We start from the raw sequence: 16,201 nt of genomic DNA on the forward strand, positions 1-16,201 counted from the left end.
TTACCATGGCAAAGAAAGCAAAAAAAGTCAAGAGCGCCAAAGGTGCGGAACTTCGGATAGTCAATCCCGATGCGGCTGGGATAGACATCGCGGACGGTATCATGCAGGTCTGCATCCCTGCTGACCGCTCCAAGGACAACAACCGTGCGTTCGGAGCATATACATCCGACCTGCATGCCATCTCGGCATGGCTTAGGGAATGTGGCATAAAGACAGTCGCAATGGAATCCACCGGGGTGTACTGGATACCGCTGTTCTGTCGTCTTCAGGAGGACGGGCTGGATGTCGTATTGACCAACGCAAGGGATGTGAAGAACATAACGGAGAGGAAAACCGACGAGTCGGATGCCGAATGGCTGATGTTGCTGCACCAGTACGGGTTGCTCAAGGCAAGTTTCCAACCGCACAACGACGCCAAACGGATGAGGACACTTACCCGTCATCGTGACACCCTCTCCCGTGAAGCCTCAAGCATGGTCCTGCGTATGCAGAAAGCCATGCAGCAGATGAATATAAAACTTACGCTTGTCCTGTCTGACATCACGGGAAAATCCGGCATACGTATCATCGAGGCCATTCTTGCAGGTGAACGTGACCCCAAGAAACTTGCGGAATTGGCTGACATCCAGTGCAAAACCCCGAAAGAGGAAATAGCCAAGGCACTTGAGGGCAACTGGGAAGAAGACCTCATGTTTGTCCTCAGACAAAACTATGATACTTTCAAACATTATTGTACCCAACTTGGCGAGTGCGATGCAGAACTGGAGAAACTCATGGAAAACTACCGTGCGGAGGTTGCCAAAGTGGAAGATACTTCATATAGCCCGGCAAAAAAACGCCGCGATTATAAAAAGACCAGGCATACCGTGAGCTTCGACGTGGAAAGGAAAGCATACGAAATGTGGGGAGTGAACGTTTTTGAGATACCGGGCATAAGCCACCTGACCGCACTTGAACTGATGAGTGAACTGGGGCACGACTTTACCCGGAAGTTCCCGTCTTCCAAACAGTTCTGCTGTTGGTGCAACATCTCACCGAACACCAAGATATCAGGAGGAAAAAGAATATCAAGCCACGTGCCACACCGTCGGAACAATGTCGGGTTGATTTTTAGAAGTATCGCTTCTTCGCTCGCCAATGCGAAGAACCAATTGGGGAACTTCTACCGCAGAATACGTTCACGGGCCGGAGGTAAAGCCGCAGTCATTGCCACTGCCCACAAGGTAGCCGAGATATTCTTTGCCATGGTTGCAAACCAAACAACTTATAATCCGGAAAGAGTAGGTATAGACGAGAAAGTATTACTCGAAAAACGGATTACAAGATACAAACGTGAATTAGAACGAATTACAGGCACACATATAGAAATTGGCAATGCATGTGTTCCATAGAAGAAACATGGAGAATATTCAAAGATTAACCCGTGACATTTTTGTCGGTTTTGACACTTTCCTAACGAGAAATGACAATAACGACAAAAGTGACACACCTAAAAAGAAACATACAATGAGTACACATAGATTCATATTAGAACCCTACAAAGGTATCAGCACTCGGCATACTTGCCCGAACTGTCACCGTCAAAGATGCTTTTCCAAGTACATTGATACAGAGAAGCAAATCCAATTCCCAAAGTATGTAGGACGTTGTGACCATGAGCAGAAATGCGGTTATCACTTCACGCCTCGTGATTACTTTGAGCAGAATCCGTCAGAAAAAGATAAGCTCGCAGAGAATAGTTTCAGAAACTATGCACCTATAAAAGAGATACAACCAATAGCCACATCCTACATAGATTTGGATATAGTCAACCAATCATTGCGTGGCTATCCTACGAACAAGTTGTTTCAATTTCTATCGGCTCAGTTCGGAGAAACAGAAACATTAAAACTCATGAAGAAATACAAGGTTGGTACATCCAAATATTGGGACGGTGCAACCGTATTCTGGCAGACGGACAATCAGAATAAAGTCCGCACGGGTAAGATAATGCTTTACAATTCCGAAACTGGCAAGCGGATAAAAGAGCCATACAATCATGTCACATGGGTACACTCCGTACTGCACAAAGGCGATTATAATCTGAAGCAATGTTTCTTCGGAGAGCATCTGCTTTCTGAAGACAAAAGCCGTCCTGTTGCACTGGTCGAAAGCGAGAAAACGGCACTCGTTGCCTCCTACTATCTACCGCAATTCCTATGGATAGCATCCGGTGGAAAGAACGGTTGCTTCAATGCCAACAGCCTATCCGTTCTGGCTGGAAGAACCGTTGTATTATTTCCCGATTTGGGAGCGACAGACTATTGGCAGAGCAAAATCGGTTTGATGAAAAGATATGGAATTGAAGTGCAGATGTTCGATTATCTGGAAGCCCATGCCAACGAAAAAGAGCGAAAAGAGGGATACGACATAGCCGATTATCTGCTCAAAGTGAAGCCCGACGAAGCCATCCTTCAGCAGATGATTAAGAGAAATCCTGTCTTAAAAACACTGATAGAGACATTCGGTTTGAAGCTCGTCAGCGTACAACAAGGCACTCCACGACCGAAGGTTTCACCACCTAAGAAACGAGGATTCAGACTTTGGACTTAGGGAGAGAAATCGAGACTTTTTTACTGTAGCAAGTTAATGTCGGTGTATTACATTTCCCGACCACTTGCTCCTCAAAAAGTCAGAGGAGGCAGCTCCCGATGGTCACAAATTATTCACTAAAAACAATTCACATGGAAAAGAAATATACAATAACACTCCGGCTGTCATATCAGCAACACGCATGGCTTGGTGCGCTTTGCAGACGGAGTAAGCAAACCCAAAGCGAAGTCATCCGTTCGCTCATCGAGAACGGTTCAGTTCGTGAACGAATCACGCAAGAGCATATTCACATCATCCGGCAACTGATTGGTGAAAGTACCAATCTCAATCAGTTGGCAAGACAAGCGAACACCTACGGTTTCTTTGCTGTTGCGGACAGATGCGAAGAAATGGCTCAGCACATTAATCAACTTATAAAACAGCTGAAAGATGATAGGTAAACAGACTAAAGGGACATCGTTCGGTGGATGCGTCCGCTATGTCCTCAAAGAGGAAAAATCCAAACTATTGGAAGCGGTCGGAATAGAAGGGACACCCGAACAGATGGCAGAGCAATTTGAGCTACAAGCCTTACTCAACGACAAGGTAAAGAATATTGTCGGACACACTTCGCTCAACTTCTCACCGGAAGACAGTGCAAGATTAAAGTCCGATGATGCTTTGATGCTGAGCATAGCACACGACTATATGAAACTGATGGGTATTGAAAACACGCAATACATCATTGCCCGGCATATCGACCGTGAGCATCCGCATTGTCATATCGTTTTCAACCGAGTGGATAATAACGGCAAGACGATTAGCGACAAGAACGATTTCCGTAGGAATGAGAAAGTCTGCAAAATGCTGACCGCCAAATATCGCTTGCACTTTGCCAATGGTAAAGACCATATCAAAGAGGAACGCTTGCGCCCCTACGACAAGGCAAAGCACGAGATATACAAGGCATTGAAAGAAGAACTGCCCAAAGCTTATAGTTGGGAAGACTTGAAAGATGCGCTTGCCGACCGTGACATTGATATGAAATTCAAGGTCAGCCGGACTACACGAGAAATACAAGGTGTCAAATTTGAACATAACGGCTTTTCTTTTTCCGGTTCAAAAGTAGGTCGAGAGTTCAGCTACTTGAATATCGACAACCGACTGGAAGAGAATGCTTGTGCATCCTTGTTGGAGTCAGCCAAACAGAAACTCAGAGAACAGAAAGAAGAGGTACAGCCAAGCGTTTCCCATTCCGATGATGGCTTTGGCATCAGTCTCGGTTTGCTAAACGGGAACTCGTCCTACGATGCCACTGCCGCAGAAGAAGCAGAGTTCAATCGCCTGATGAAAAAGAAAAAGACTAAGCGCAAGCGAGGCTTTCATTTATAATCCATTATTATTAACATCTTAAATTCAATTATTTATGGTACAAAAAGATTTAATTCTTGATTTCAATCTCTACTTGTGTGAGAAATTTGGCTACAGAGAAAGCTGTAGCGTGATGCCACATGCCAACGGCTTTTGTATGGACATTCGGGAACGTGACTTAGACTGCTATATCCGCTTCTGGGAGTATAGCTGTGGAAGAGGCAACTTCCCCGACTGGTCTATCATCATTGTGCGTAGTAACTTCAAGGAGAACCAAGAAGAAAACCTGAAAGACTTGGCTCGGTTCTTCAAGGAGTACATGCCACGCTACGGTTACAAATACCTCTGCACCGAAGATGATGACTACAAGTATTATCAGACACTTGGCTTAAAGTGTATCATGGACGGTTTTTGTCCCAATTATGCATTAGCACTAAAGGATTTGAATGTCTGAGACATGGTTTTAGAGTTAAGGAGGGGATTTTTCCTCTCCTTTTCTTTTTCGATGTGCCCTAATGAGCTGATTCCTCTATTATGAATGTTGGCAATAAAAGTGTTATTACTACATTTCTCATAATATATGCAATGATTGAGAGCGAAGAAATTACTGTATCAGGTTATTTCGCTCTACATATTACATCATTTCCCCAACGACTTAAAGACCTTCGCAATACAACGCTTTTTCTGTTCCATATTGGGATGAACATATAAGTCTAAAGTGGTCGAAATATTGGAATGTCCTAACAATACACTAACGGTCTTGTAATCACAGCCAGCTTCTATACAACGAGTGGCAAAGCTATGGCGCAGGCCATGATATTTCAATTTGGGAATACCTAATTTCGCCATTAATTTGCCGTAATAATTACGGTAAGTACGAGGCTCGGTTGGATATTCATCATTAGTCAAAACATAGAAATCTTCATTAACGACCTTCTTCAGTGGTTTTACCATTGCAAGAAGGTCCTTTGTCATAGGAATTTTCCGACATGAGTTTTGTGTCTTGGGAGTGTTGATAACCAGCTCGGTATATTTCTCCGTCCCATTAATAATGTAAATCCGTTCAATTGTACGATTGACTGTTATCGTTCCCTCTGAAACATTGATGTCACTCCACTTCAAAGCGCAGACTTCCCCTATACGAAGTCCGGTACAAAGACTGATGTAGATACCCAGTCCAGCAAAGGAAAAATGACTTTGAATATGATTGAGTATTTTCTTGTGATTAGCAACCGATAGTACTTCCAATTCTTTGGTTGTTGAAGAAGACGGATATTTGATGTCCCACTCTTGATAATCCATCCATTCATTTTTTACGCCGAATTTCATAACCATTTTCAGTACAATCAAAATGTCTTTTACGGATTTCACATTCAGTCCATTCTCTATTTTCTGCAAAACAAATTCTTGCACAGCCTGTTCATGGAGTGTATCGCTTTCTCCAAAATTTGGAAGAATATGATTTTCCAAGATAAGCACATAAGCAGCCATTGTGGACTGCTTCACATAAGGTTGCTTGTACTCTTTCCATGCAACCGAGATTTCTCTAATTGTTTTCTGTCCCATAATCGTATATTAATATGTTGTACATATAATTAGAGAATAATAAATCCCAGATGTTCCCCCTTTGAGATTTCCAGAGTTTAGTGGGGAGTGGAAATGTACGACTATCGGAAATATCGGAGATATAAAAAATGGACCTTTTGGAAGCGTACTACATGCTGAAGATTATGTCGAAAATGGAATACCAATAGTAACAACCGAGCATTTCAAAACGGGTTTAATGCCCTCTGACAAATTCGGAATACCACAAGTGTCTAACGAGGATTATATACGCTTAAAAGGATACAGACTTGAAACTAACGACATTGTGTTTTCTCGTGTCGGGTCAGTTGATATAAATGCCCATGTTGGTATTGAGCAAAATGGATGGTTATTCTCGGGTAGAGTTTTGAGAGTCCGCCCGAAGTATGATATTGATTCTCTGTTTCTACATTATGCGTTATCTACTGAAGCTGTCAAGCGAGATATTCGTAACCGTGCTGTGGGGCAAACTATGCCCTCAATAAATACACCGATACTTTCATCGACAACAATACAACTTCCAAAGGATCTTTTTGAACAAAAGAAAGTTGCCCATTTCCTCAGACTACTAGATGAACGCATAATAACTCAAAACAAAATCATTGAGGACTTGAAGAAACTAAAGTCTGCGATTAGTAAACATTTGTTCGCACGCAAAGATTTGTTAGAAACTACTATATGCTTGTCGAATATTGCGACATTGAAAAATGGTTACGCATTCCAGAGTGGCAAGTATAATGCACTGGGCAAATGGAAAATCCTCACAATAACAAATGTGTCTGGCGAGCGATATATAAACGATGAAGATTACAATTGCATAATCAACTTGCCGAACGATATACAAGACCACCAAGTTTTAAAAGAAGGAGATATTTTAATCTCTCTTACGGGTAATGTTGGGCGTGTTTCTCTTTGTAAGGATGGAGACTATTTGCTCAACCAACGAGTTGGTTTGTTACAACTTGCGAAAAATGTAAATCAAGAGTTTCTATATCAAATTTTATCTTCTCAAAGATTTGAAAATAGTATGATTGCTTGTGGTCAAGGTGCTGCCCAAATGAATATTGGCAAAGGGGATGTAGAAAGCTATGTATTACCATATTCCTCGAATGTCAATAACATTCTTTTGGTCGCAAAAATATTACACTCATACGATGAGTACATCATTAATGAGCAGCGGAAACTAACATTGCTAACCATGCAGAAGCAATATTTCCTTGCCCAGATGTTTATATGAACATCTGTTGCAATAGATATAGCTTTTGTTTCTGCATGACATTCTGTATTCTTTCTTCAATCTCGGCTTTTCTTTCAAGCGATGACAGAAAAGTTGAGATTTTTATTTGCCACTCAATTTTTGGTACTATTATTTTGAACATTGCCAAGTCTTTCTTCTGAATATTGGGTAAGCCAGAACCTATACGCAGTTTCATTATGGCATCCTCATTCGATTTAAGATAATGGTACAAGTACATATTATCCACCTTGTCTGCAATGTTTTGAATGGAATAACAATGACCACCGCTCCAAAATGGTGAGGTGTTGAATTGTACATACCCACAAGAGTTTCCGCCCTCACTTATTGAAATAGTACTGGCTTCTACATTGTAATTGTCATAATAGCCAGATGGCTCTGTACCACCATTCATTACATAATAATTACCACTATCAGAGAGATTTTCCCCATTGATTTGTTTACCCTTAACAATGTCACATAGATCAGACAGTAGAACAGTAAAACCTTTTACGCTTTTGAAAAGTCTTTCTGAAATCGCAGACCTACAAACTTTACAATCCTTAATCAAAGGACTAAGAGTATGTTGTATGCAAAGAGTTTATGGCAATAACGTGTATTTAAGCGAAATTGCACAAATATATCAGCCGCAAACAATATCTTCAACAGAATTAACAGAAGATGGTTTTCTTGTATATGGGGCAAATGGGATTATTGGCAAATATAAGGATTACAATCATGAAACGGAACAAATTTGTATAACTTGCCGTGGAAATACTTGTGGTATGGTAAATTATACAAAACCAATGTCTTGGATAACTGGAAATGCAATGGTGATAAATACAGATAAGTATCAAGATAAGGTGTGTAAGAGATATTTATATCATTATCTTTCTGCGTATAACTTCAATAGTATTATTTCTGGCTCTGGACAGCCGCAAATAGTACGTACTCCATTGGAAAAGTTAAAAATAACATTGCCCACTATTTCTGAACAAAAACAGAAGGCAATTATTTTTGATAAAATTCAAGACAAAATAGATATTAATCATAAAGTATTAAATCTTTATATAGGTCAAAAGCAGTATCTACTCCGTCAAATGTTCATATAAACATCTGGCGGAGCAAGTATTGCTTCAAATAATTATAGGAATCATACTGTGCGATTTGATTTGATAGTTTTCTTTCCAAAGATTGCATTAGGTTTGCGATGAAACTTTGCTTACTTTTACAAGGTATAGGCAACCTTAAATCCGTGAGAGTTGATAGCACTATATAAGGAGTGTTGCTTGAACTCTTTTCTATTGCAATTCTTTTGGGTAGCAGTACTTTTAACGCCCATTTAATGTATTGGATATTTTCGGAGAACAAGTCTAATACATAAGTCCTTTGATAAGCATTAAACTTTCCCTTATAATAATTGATATATCCCAAATTAGCACCATTTCCAGAGATTAGTAAAGCTTCTGTATCAAAAGCGAAGCTATCAATTTTGAATGGTTGTTCTGCACAAGTAAAAAATGGATAAATCCCATTATCTACCTGTGCATTTGCATCAAGTTTCCCTGTTGTAATTTGACAAATATCACCAAGTTTTACATATGTGTTTCCACTTGTTGATTCTTTAATGCAATGCTGTGCAATTCCTTTGATTAAGGACTGCAGTTTCTCAATGATTTTGTTTTGGGTGTCAATACGATCATCAAGAAGTGATAATAATTTGGCTATTTTTTGTTGTTCGGGTAAAGTTGGATTGTAGGTTTTAATTGCTTTTAAATGTTCTCCGTATAGATGAACAATAGATACACCCTGCGCTACTCTTGCAATATCATATTTACGCTTACCATTCAACTGATAACTCATAAATGCACCATCGTATTGATGCAAGCTAATGACATTCAAATCACCTCCAAATAGAATATTATCAAATGGGACACATCGTGCAGTGGCAATATCAACGGCAGTTTCACCAGAGCAAGGAATGATTACATCATTAGCTTTACTCCTTTTAAGTTTAGAACCGTTAATATCAGTCTTACTTTCAACTTGCTTGATGATTTCGGATTTGTACTTAGTATATAATTCACCATATAGGATACATGGCTCGCCATCCTCAGAAAGTTGTTCTTTGGATATTCCAATTCCTTTTGACAAAGTAGCAATATTATCTAATTGCTCTGCTTTCCACTCCTCCGTAAACTCTGGAAATCTCAAAGGGGGAACATTGAGGATTTTTTTATCTTTATTATCTATTGCCATAGTTGTTATTATTTTGTAGGATTCAAGTCAAATGGAAGTAACGGAGTTTCATCATTTCCATCATTAAAACGGTCAAAATCCGATATGTATGATTTGTCTTGAATCAGTTTATATTTTTCATATTCGCTATAAGCCTTATCTCTTGCTTCCTCTTGTGTCACTTTTCCGGCTGTATCGCACGGCTCGTAATCCATCGTTGCAAGATATTGTTGAAGAAACTTCTTCCAATCATCCATAGTTGAAACAATATGACGTGCAGCACGTGATTCTGCCATATCAAGAAAAGCAGTTGTGATAAGATTCAACTGGGACAATTCAGAATCTGACAGGTAATTTTTTGCGACGATGGTATCAGACTTTTGCACTCTTCCGTCAGGAGCTTTCTTCCACGTGGTAAGTCCCATGTAAGGTTGCTCGGAATCAGCCCGTTGATAGATAATTTCCGCAGCCGTATGATGAGTAACGGCAAGGTGCATCATATTTTGTACCATCTTGAAGAACAACTTTGTGTCTTCTGATTTCGGGTCGTAATCCGCACTACATTCTGCATAAATGTCAGTTATCTTTTGGTAATATCTGCGCTCTGAGGTGCGTATTTCACGAATACGCTCAAGCAAATCGTCAAAATAGTCTTTCCCGAAATGTTTGCCCTGTTTTAGTCTCTCATCATCAAGGGCATATCCTTTAATGATAAACTCTTTCAACACTGAAGTAGCCCAAATGCGGAATTGAGTAGCTTGATAGCTGTTTACCCTATACCCCACTGCAACAATAGCATCGAGGTTGTAAAATAGCGGCATACGTTCCACTTCCCGGTCTCCTTCTGTTTGAACTATCCCAATTTTTCGGATAGTTGCCTCTTTGGAAAGTTCTCCTGTTTCGTAAATTTGTCCGAGATGATAATTTATGGTTCTGACATCAACCCCAAACAAGTCCGCCATCCTTTTTTGTGACATCCAGAATGTTTCGCTATTGAAAATGACTTCTACACGTGCCTCTCCTTGTGCTGTTTTATACAACAATATATTAGAACTTAGCGAATTATGCATAAGTTCAGCCATTGAGACAGATTGTGAGAAAAAGCCTCGTGCCTGTTGGACGAGCAACTTTTTGCCATCTGCATTTTCCGCAATAATCATACATGCCATACGAGAGAGTCGGAATATATTTACCTTGCGAAATGAGCCGTTTCCTATCTTGACCATATCAACCGCTTGGTTGAAATGCTCGTCCACATTCATTCCTTTTTCTCCGGCTACTTTAATGGCTTTATCTATGACTCGTTGAAATTTCCAATAAGCAGAATAACCCATCGCACCACAAAGGTCACGAGAACTCCAGTATTCATTCCCGTTTTCATCCTTGCGGCATATATTCTCAAATGAAGGTGTCATCTGAGGTATGTTGTCATTTTCACCCATTGCTATTACTTTTCTGAACTATTCTACCAGTCCCAATTCTTTCAGATACACTTCAATCTCTTTGTCGAGTTCAGCACGTTTGGCTTCCAACTCCTTTATCTCTGCCATTACAGCCTTTATGTCGATAGGTTCTTCCTCTTCAAAGGTATCAACGTAACGGGGAATATTCAGATTGTAATCATTCTCGGCTATTTCTTGAAGAGAGGCAAGGTGACTATACTTTTCTATTTCCTTGCGGTCACGATAAGTCTCGACAATCTTTTGGATATGCTGCTCGCGGAGCTTGTTCTGAGTCTTTACCTTTTCAAATTCCTTGCTTGCATCAATAAACAGAATATTGTCATCTTCTTTACGGCACTTCTTAAAAACAAGAATACAAGTCGGAATACTTGTGCCATAGAAAATATTTGCAGGTAATCCTATAATAGCATCCACATAGTTTTTCTTTTCTATAAGGAAACGCCGGATAACGCCCTCCGCATTTCCTCGGAATAGTACACCATGCGGAGCAACACAAGCCATTGTACCGCCCTCGTTCAAGTGATAAATCATGTGCAGGATAAAAGCATAATCGGCAGTCTTACGTGGTGCAAGCCTTCCTGCTTTGCTGAAACGATCATCAGTATTGAATTTGTCGGCAGCACTCCATTCTGCAGAGAACGGAGGATTTGCAACTACAGCATCAAACTGAGTATCACCAAACGCATCCCATTCAAGTGTATCACCATTCTCAATCTTGAAGTTGCTGAATCTGATGCCATGAAGCAACATATTCATTCGGGCAAGGTTATAAGTTGTAGGATTCTTTTCCTGTCCATAAATATCAACTGCATTTCCGATATTGGCAGCACGAAGAAGCAACGAGCCACTACCGCAAGTAGGGTCATATACATTGCGCAAACGCTGGTGTCCGATGGAAACAATTTCTGCTAAGATACGGCTGACCTCCTGCGGAGTATAGAACTCTCCAGCCTTTTTCCCGGCTCCTGCGGCAAATTGCGAAATCATATATTCGTAAGCATCACCCAAAATATCAATCTCCTGCGATGCCTCTACTCCGAAGTCTATATCATCTAATGCAAGAAGAACGTTACTAACGAGCGTGTTTTTATCGTCAGCTGTCTTGCCCAATTTAGGCGATGCCAAGTCTATATCCGAAAACAATCCGCCAAAATCCTCTTCACTATCCTGTCCCAACGTACTGTCTTCAATACGCTTCAATGAACGTTCGAGCATAGGCAAGATATTTTCTTTACGCTTGATAGCCTCAATTACTGACGAAAACAAAAATTTTGGTTCTATGAAATAACCAATATTCTCCAAGCATTGATTTTTCGCTTCTTCTTGTAGTTCAACCGCATCTGTATCATCCATTTCCCACAATTCCTTAAAGGTTATTTCATCATCCACCAAGGCATTGTTGGCATACTTCTCTATTTTCTCCGACAAGTACTTATAGAAGATGAAACCTAATGTAAAATACATAAAGTCGCTTGCCGACATATTACCACGCAAACGATTTGCAACCTCCCAAAGTTGGTCACGGAGTTTCTGCTGTAATTCTTCGCTCATATTATTTTAGTATTTCTTTTACTACTTGTTTGATTTTTACACACATATCACAAAGCCATGCACATCCATTATCCCAATTATCTTTATCATTCATATCCCCCATAGGATGAAGAATAAGGAAACGACTTGCCTTTTTATTTTCATCTAGTCGCCATTCTATTTCATTAGGATTTATAATCCCTAATATTTTAGATACCAATTCTTCATTTGACTTAAATCGGGTAATGATATCCTTGTCCTCATTAACATACAATCCAGCTGACAAACAATTATTTTTAGTATTTAATGTCATACAAAGATGATATGCTGATGATCCTAAACCTAGGTCATACCAATGCTGAGCTTGTGGTTTACGCAGCTTAAATTCCCTTATAAAGGCAGAGTGTTTTGGAGCTTCGTTGTTGAACTTTTCCCAAAATGCTAATTTCAAGTTTTCTGTTTCTGAAAGTGCTGCTGTCTTTTTCATTGCCTTTGCCCAAGTATTAGGTCGTTCTACAATATTGAACTTAGGTGCAGGTTCTGAATCATTGATTTTCCACAATTCTATTTCTATTAAGAAAAACTCGAACTTGTCATCCGTATGCTGATTTAACCATTCTATTGCTTGTTTATGCTCGTCACGTGCTTTTCTGACAATCCAAATTATTACTTCAGCTTCTTTACCTGAAGCATACGTTATGATTTTGCCAAGATGGTCATGATTTGTTTCCTCTAGCTGATTCTCAATGATTATCCGTCGTCCCGTCCCCTCCTCTGTCGCAAATAAATCAACACTGAAATCGCCTACATTGGATTCCTGTTCTTCAACGACTATATCAATACCTACAGCCTCGCTGAGAATTTCCAAATTCTCTTCTTTTGCAAGCCAAGGAGTAAAATCTTTGGCTTCATGTTTCCAGACAGAACGAAGGTCTGTTATCTGCTCCAGTTTACCTAATTTCATGATTGAATAACTTTTAATTATTCCCAATTAAACGTTTTTATAATACTACGCAATCTTTCCATAATTCTCGTCAAAGCCTTGCGAGTTTTGATAAGACCGAGATGCTTTTCTTTCAATGCCTTTTGTATAATCTCAGGCTGTTCTTTTTGCAAATAGTCATACTCTTTTATGTAAAGATTAAGCACTTCGGCAGAAATTTGTTCATCATTAGCCAAATCACTTACAGCCTTATTGCGTTCTGACACAATATATTGGTTCAAACGTTCCTCTAATTCATTTGTTCCATCTGCTCTATTGCGCCCATTCATGAAGTTTTCCTTGTCTTCATCTACATTCTTTTGAATAAAGCCGTCGATGAGTTTTGCTTTGCCTCGCATTCCAGCATCCTTAATCATTGTATCAAGGATATGCTTGCGCTTTTCTGAATAATCATCGCTATATGGGTCAAGTTCCGCAATGAGTTCAAGAATATACGCCACATTGATAATGTCACTATGCAGAAGTTCAAGACAGAAATCAATGTCTTCCAGCCCTTGATTATTCCCGTATGGGGCAGGATCTTCCGCAACAGTTGACGGTGTAGCAGGTGGATCAATAAACCCAACTGTAATATCAAGGTATTTACTCTTATAATCGTTAAACTGCTGTTCGGTCATACCGAGGTCTTCAGCATCCTCGCTGTAATCTTCGTATATCTGAACTTCTGCATGTTTACGAATAATGTCACGGAACGCAAGTACAAAATTCTTCTTGTCATTTTCACTTTGCAGAAGGTCTATACTACTTGGCGTTGGATATTTTTGCAGAAAATCTGTTGCCAAACTCTTGTACTCCTGCTTTACTTTTTCAAACGGAGGACGTACTATATCTTCAGGATTGTCGGAATTGCTAAACAGTTTTATAGACGTATCAACATTGTTTTTCAGGTCACGGAAGCATACGATTTTACCGAATCGTTTCTTCTCGTTCAACACTCGGTTGGTACGACTGAACGCTTGCAACAACCCGTGATATTCCATGTTCTTATCCACATAAAGCGTGTTCAGCTTTTTACTGTCAAAGCCTGTAAGGAACATTCCCACGACAAGACAAAGGTCAAGCGGTTTCATTTCCGCTTTCTTCTTTTTCATGCGCAGGTTGATATCATCATAATAAGCACGGAAATTCTCTGTGGTAAAAGATGTACCAAAGTTTTCATTATAATCATCCATAATGGATTGCAGTTCATCTGCTTCGCCCACATTTTCGCTGACATATTTTCCCGTTCCCATACCGGTCTGTTCATCATCTTGACTATTATTGGCTGCGTATGTAAATACTGCACCTATACGGATTTTAGGATTCAATGATTTGAAAATCTTGTAATAGCGGATAAGCATAGGAACAGACTGCACAGCAAACAATGCGTCAAACTCTCCATCAAATGTAGATTTATTAAAGTTGTTAAGGATAAATCTTGCTATCTCCTCCATACGAGCTTGGTTATCGTTATCTACAATCTCGTTACCGTGATAATACTCCACGAGGAAGCCGAGCACATTTTCATCAGCAATAGCATCTTTGATGAGATATTTATGAAGACAATTGCCGAAAATTTCTTTTGTCGTATGTCCATCCACTGCATTTTCAGTAAAGATAGGTGTTCCCGTAAAGCCAAAAATCTGGGCATTATCAAAGAACTTCATAATCTTTTTATGGCTATCCCCGAAATGACTACGGTGACACTCATCAAAAATCATCACGATGCGTGAATGACGGATAGCATCAATCTTACTGCTATACCAAGTCTTACTAACTGCCGCATTAAGTTTTTGAATGGTGGTTATGATGATTTTGGAATTGCTTTGAAGTCGCTTCACGAGTTCATCCGTATTGTCGGTACTATCCACTGCACCCGGTTCAAACGCCTCGTATTCCGATTGCGTCTGAGTATCGAGGTCATGACGGTCAACAACAAACATCACCTTATCCACATCATCCAATTCTGATACAAGTTGTGCGGCCTTGAATGAGGTCAATGTTTTTCCAGCACCTGTTGTATGCCAGATATAACCATTATCATTGGAGTTTTGTACACGATCCAAAATCTTCTCTACCGCATAGAATTGGTAAGGACGAAGTACCATCAAACACTTGTCACCCTCATGCAGCACGATATACTTTCCTATGATTTTGCCAAGTGTACATTTTTCCAAAAAGAATACAGCAAACTTATCCAATTCATTGAATGGATGATTGGCGGCATCTGTCCAGTTGAATGTGAACTTATACCCACTATTTGGATTATTGGCAAAATAGCGAGTGTTAACACCATTGGATATAACAAACAACTGGATATAATCAAACAATCCGTGAAACGAAGTCTTGTGATAACGCTGTATTTGATTGTATGCCTGTTTAAGTTCCACGCCACGACGTTTCAATTCAATCTGCACAAGTGGCAAACCATTAATTAGAATCGTCACATCATAACGGCATTTTTTACGTCCTTCCACCGTGATTTGGTTGGAAACCTGAAATTCATTCTGACACCACTGCTGCCTATTTAGAAATTCCACCCATATACGCTGTCCATCAGCCGTATCAAGCGGATATAAGTCACGGAGTTTCTTTGCCTTTTCAAAGCGAGTACCACCTTCAAGGTATATAAGAATCTTTTCAAATTCTTCTGTTGTAAACTCGCTACGCCCATGTTCCTCCAGTCGTTTGCGGTTATGAACCTCCAACTGTCGTTTAAAATTGGCATACATATTATCCTCTTCTACGATTTGGACATATTCATAGTCCATTTGTAGAAGAGTGGCTATCAGTCCGGCTTCCAATGCCGCTTCACTTTGTGTTGACATATCCTTGCCTTATTATGAGTAGTTACAACATTTTTATCTTACTATTTAGTATTCTAACATTCAGTGTATTTTCAATCTTATATAGATTAAATACATCTAAGACCACCGAAATCGCTTTAAATTCTATTGTAGTCTTTCCTTTTTATCGGTTATCAAATCCTTTAAATCAACCTGTAGAATCTCGGCAATCCGCTGAAGCGTTTCCAAATTAGGTTGAATCCTATTGCACGCATAGGCATTGACCATGCTAAAACTCTTATCCAACTGTTTGGCTAACCACGTTTGAGAAATGCCTTTTTCCGAAAGGACTGCTTTTATTCTATTCAGTTTCATTCTTTGATACGATTTTATAGTGCAAATATAGTGAATTATATTCGACAACTGGGATTATTTTTGTACT

15 protein-coding genes are annotated in these 16,201 nt (G+C 39.8%); 7 read left to right on the plus strand and 8 right to left on the minus strand.

From position 1 onward, the window contains the following. The first annotated feature begins 5 nt into the window (after positions 1-5). The 5 genes from BQ9893_RS08335 (at position 6) to BQ9893_RS08355 (ending at position 4,396) form a co-directional block, all read left to right on the plus strand. Complete coding sequence (locus tag BQ9893_RS08335; RefSeq protein ID WP_075964355.1) at positions 6-1,391, plus strand: IS110 family RNA-guided transposase; 1,386 nt, start codon at positions 6-8, stop codon at positions 1,389-1,391. Between the two features lie 115 nt (positions 1,392-1,506). Then, positions 1,507-2,592: a DUF6371 domain-containing protein gene (locus BQ9893_RS08340; protein WP_005785691.1), complete on the plus strand. Its 1,086-nt coding sequence runs from the start codon at positions 1,507-1,509 to the stop codon at positions 2,590-2,592. A gap of 131 nt (positions 2,593-2,723) precedes the next feature. Next, a complete protein-coding gene (locus BQ9893_RS08345; RefSeq protein ID WP_005785689.1) occupies positions 2,724-3,032 on the plus strand; it encodes a MobC family plasmid mobilization relaxosome protein in 309 nt (102 codons plus the stop codon). Next, positions 3,022-3,963, plus strand: a complete 942-nt coding sequence (locus BQ9893_RS08350; protein ID WP_032528828.1) for a relaxase/mobilization nuclease domain-containing protein — start codon at positions 3,022-3,024, stop codon at positions 3,961-3,963. Before BQ9893_RS08345 ends, BQ9893_RS08350 begins: the two co-directional genes overlap by 11 nt. 34 nt (positions 3,964-3,997) lie before the next feature. Further along, positions 3,998-4,396 (plus strand): hypothetical protein, encoded by a 399-nt coding sequence (locus BQ9893_RS08355; protein WP_005785685.1) that lies wholly within the window; start codon positions 3,998-4,000, stop codon positions 4,394-4,396. Between the two features lie 185 nt (positions 4,397-4,581). On the opposite strand, the gene BQ9893_RS08360 is transcribed toward BQ9893_RS08355, so the two are convergent. Then, positions 4,582-5,508, minus strand: coding sequence for a tyrosine-type recombinase/integrase (locus BQ9893_RS08360; protein WP_005785684.1), 927 nt, complete (start codon positions 5,506-5,508; stop codon positions 4,582-4,584). 61 nt (positions 5,509-5,569) lie between these two features. Here BQ9893_RS08360 and BQ9893_RS08365 point away from each other — a divergent pair, with 61 nt between their 5' ends. After that, positions 5,570-6,763 (plus strand): restriction endonuclease subunit S, encoded by a 1,194-nt coding sequence (locus BQ9893_RS08365; protein WP_234151046.1) that lies wholly within the window; start codon positions 5,570-5,572, stop codon positions 6,761-6,763. Here the strand turns inward: BQ9893_RS08365 and BQ9893_RS08370 are convergent. Beyond that, entirely contained in the window at positions 6,756-7,331 is a 576-nt protein-coding gene (locus BQ9893_RS08370; RefSeq protein WP_080598087.1) for a restriction endonuclease subunit S, read from the minus strand. The two genes, BQ9893_RS08365 and BQ9893_RS08370, sit on opposite strands and share 8 nt — an antisense overlap. A gap of 19 nt (positions 7,332-7,350) precedes the next feature. Between BQ9893_RS08370 and BQ9893_RS08375 the strand changes: the two genes are divergently transcribed. Further along, positions 7,351-7,872, plus strand: a complete 522-nt coding sequence (locus tag BQ9893_RS08375) for a restriction endonuclease subunit S (RefSeq protein ID WP_005785678.1) — start codon at positions 7,351-7,353, stop codon at positions 7,870-7,872. Here the strand turns inward: BQ9893_RS08375 and BQ9893_RS08380 are convergent. From BQ9893_RS08380 to BQ9893_RS08405, 6 genes are all read right to left on the minus strand, one after another. Then, a complete protein-coding gene (locus tag BQ9893_RS08380) occupies positions 7,865-9,019 on the minus strand; it encodes a restriction endonuclease subunit S (protein ID WP_075965645.1) in 1,155 nt (384 codons plus the stop codon). The two genes, BQ9893_RS08375 and BQ9893_RS08380, sit on opposite strands and share 8 nt — an antisense overlap. An 8-nt stretch (positions 9,020-9,027) precedes the next feature. Then, positions 9,028-10,440, minus strand: coding sequence for a virulence RhuM family protein (gene rhuM / locus BQ9893_RS08385; RefSeq protein WP_005785675.1), 1,413 nt, complete (start codon positions 10,438-10,440; stop codon positions 9,028-9,030). A gap of 18 nt (positions 10,441-10,458) precedes the next feature. Beyond that, on the minus strand, positions 10,459-12,012 hold the full coding sequence (locus tag BQ9893_RS08390) for a type I restriction-modification system subunit M (protein ID WP_005785673.1): 1,554 nt from the start codon (positions 12,010-12,012) through the stop codon (positions 10,459-10,461). A 1-nt stretch (position 12,013) separates the two neighbouring features. Continuing rightward, complete coding sequence (locus BQ9893_RS08395) at positions 12,014-12,955, minus strand: DUF4268 domain-containing protein (RefSeq protein ID WP_005785670.1); 942 nt, start codon at positions 12,953-12,955, stop codon at positions 12,014-12,016. 17 nt (positions 12,956-12,972) lie between these two features. Beyond that, positions 12,973-15,801, minus strand: a complete 2,829-nt coding sequence (locus BQ9893_RS08400) for a type I restriction endonuclease subunit R (protein ID WP_005785668.1) — start codon at positions 15,799-15,801, stop codon at positions 12,973-12,975. A gap of 123 nt (positions 15,802-15,924) precedes the next feature. Next, positions 15,925-16,134 carry a helix-turn-helix domain-containing protein gene (locus BQ9893_RS08405; RefSeq protein ID WP_005785666.1) on the minus strand — a complete coding sequence of 70 codons (210 nt, stop codon included), beginning with the start codon at positions 16,132-16,134 and terminating at the stop codon, positions 15,925-15,927. Positions 16,135-16,201 lie beyond the last annotated feature (67 nt).

The organism is Parabacteroides massiliensis (assembly GCF_900155425.1).
Lineage (GTDB): Bacteria > Bacteroidota > Bacteroidia > Bacteroidales > Tannerellaceae > Parabacteroides > Parabacteroides massiliensis.

Excerpts from the sequence above, each read along its gene's own strand:
- BQ9893_RS08335 (WP_075964355.1), top strand. The coding sequence starts at position 6 with ATGGCAAAGAAAGCAAAAAAAGTCAAGAGCGCCAAAGGTGCGGAACTT.
- BQ9893_RS08340 (WP_005785691.1), top strand. The coding sequence starts at position 1,507 with ATGAGTACACATAGATTCATATTAGAACCCTACAAAGGTATCAGCACT.
- BQ9893_RS08345 (WP_005785689.1), top strand. The coding sequence starts at position 2,724 with ATGGAAAAGAAATATACAATAACACTCCGGCTGTCATATCAGCAACAC.
- BQ9893_RS08350 (WP_032528828.1), top strand. The coding sequence starts at position 3,022 with ATGATAGGTAAACAGACTAAAGGGACATCGTTCGGTGGATGCGTCCGC.
- BQ9893_RS08355 (WP_005785685.1), top strand. The coding sequence starts at position 3,998 with ATGGTACAAAAAGATTTAATTCTTGATTTCAATCTCTACTTGTGTGAG.
- BQ9893_RS08360 (WP_005785684.1), bottom strand. The coding sequence starts at position 5,508 with ATGGGACAGAAAACAATTAGAGAAATCTCGGTTGCATGGAAAGAGTAC.
- BQ9893_RS08375 (WP_005785678.1), top strand. The coding sequence starts at position 7,351 with ATGCAAAGAGTTTATGGCAATAACGTGTATTTAAGCGAAATTGCACAA.
- BQ9893_RS08380 (WP_075965645.1), bottom strand. The coding sequence starts at position 9,019 with ATGGCAATAGATAATAAAGATAAAAAAATCCTCAATGTTCCCCCTTTG.
- rhuM (WP_005785675.1), bottom strand. The coding sequence starts at position 10,440 with ATGGGTGAAAATGACAACATACCTCAGATGACACCTTCATTTGAGAAT.
- BQ9893_RS08390 (WP_005785673.1), bottom strand. The coding sequence starts at position 12,012 with ATGAGCGAAGAATTACAGCAGAAACTCCGTGACCAACTTTGGGAGGTT.
- BQ9893_RS08395 (WP_005785670.1), bottom strand. The coding sequence starts at position 12,955 with ATGAAATTAGGTAAACTGGAGCAGATAACAGACCTTCGTTCTGTCTGG.
- BQ9893_RS08400 (WP_005785668.1), bottom strand. The coding sequence starts at position 15,801 with ATGTCAACACAAAGTGAAGCGGCATTGGAAGCCGGACTGATAGCCACT.
- BQ9893_RS08405 (WP_005785666.1), bottom strand. The coding sequence starts at position 16,134 with ATGAAACTGAATAGAATAAAAGCAGTCCTTTCGGAAAAAGGCATTTCT.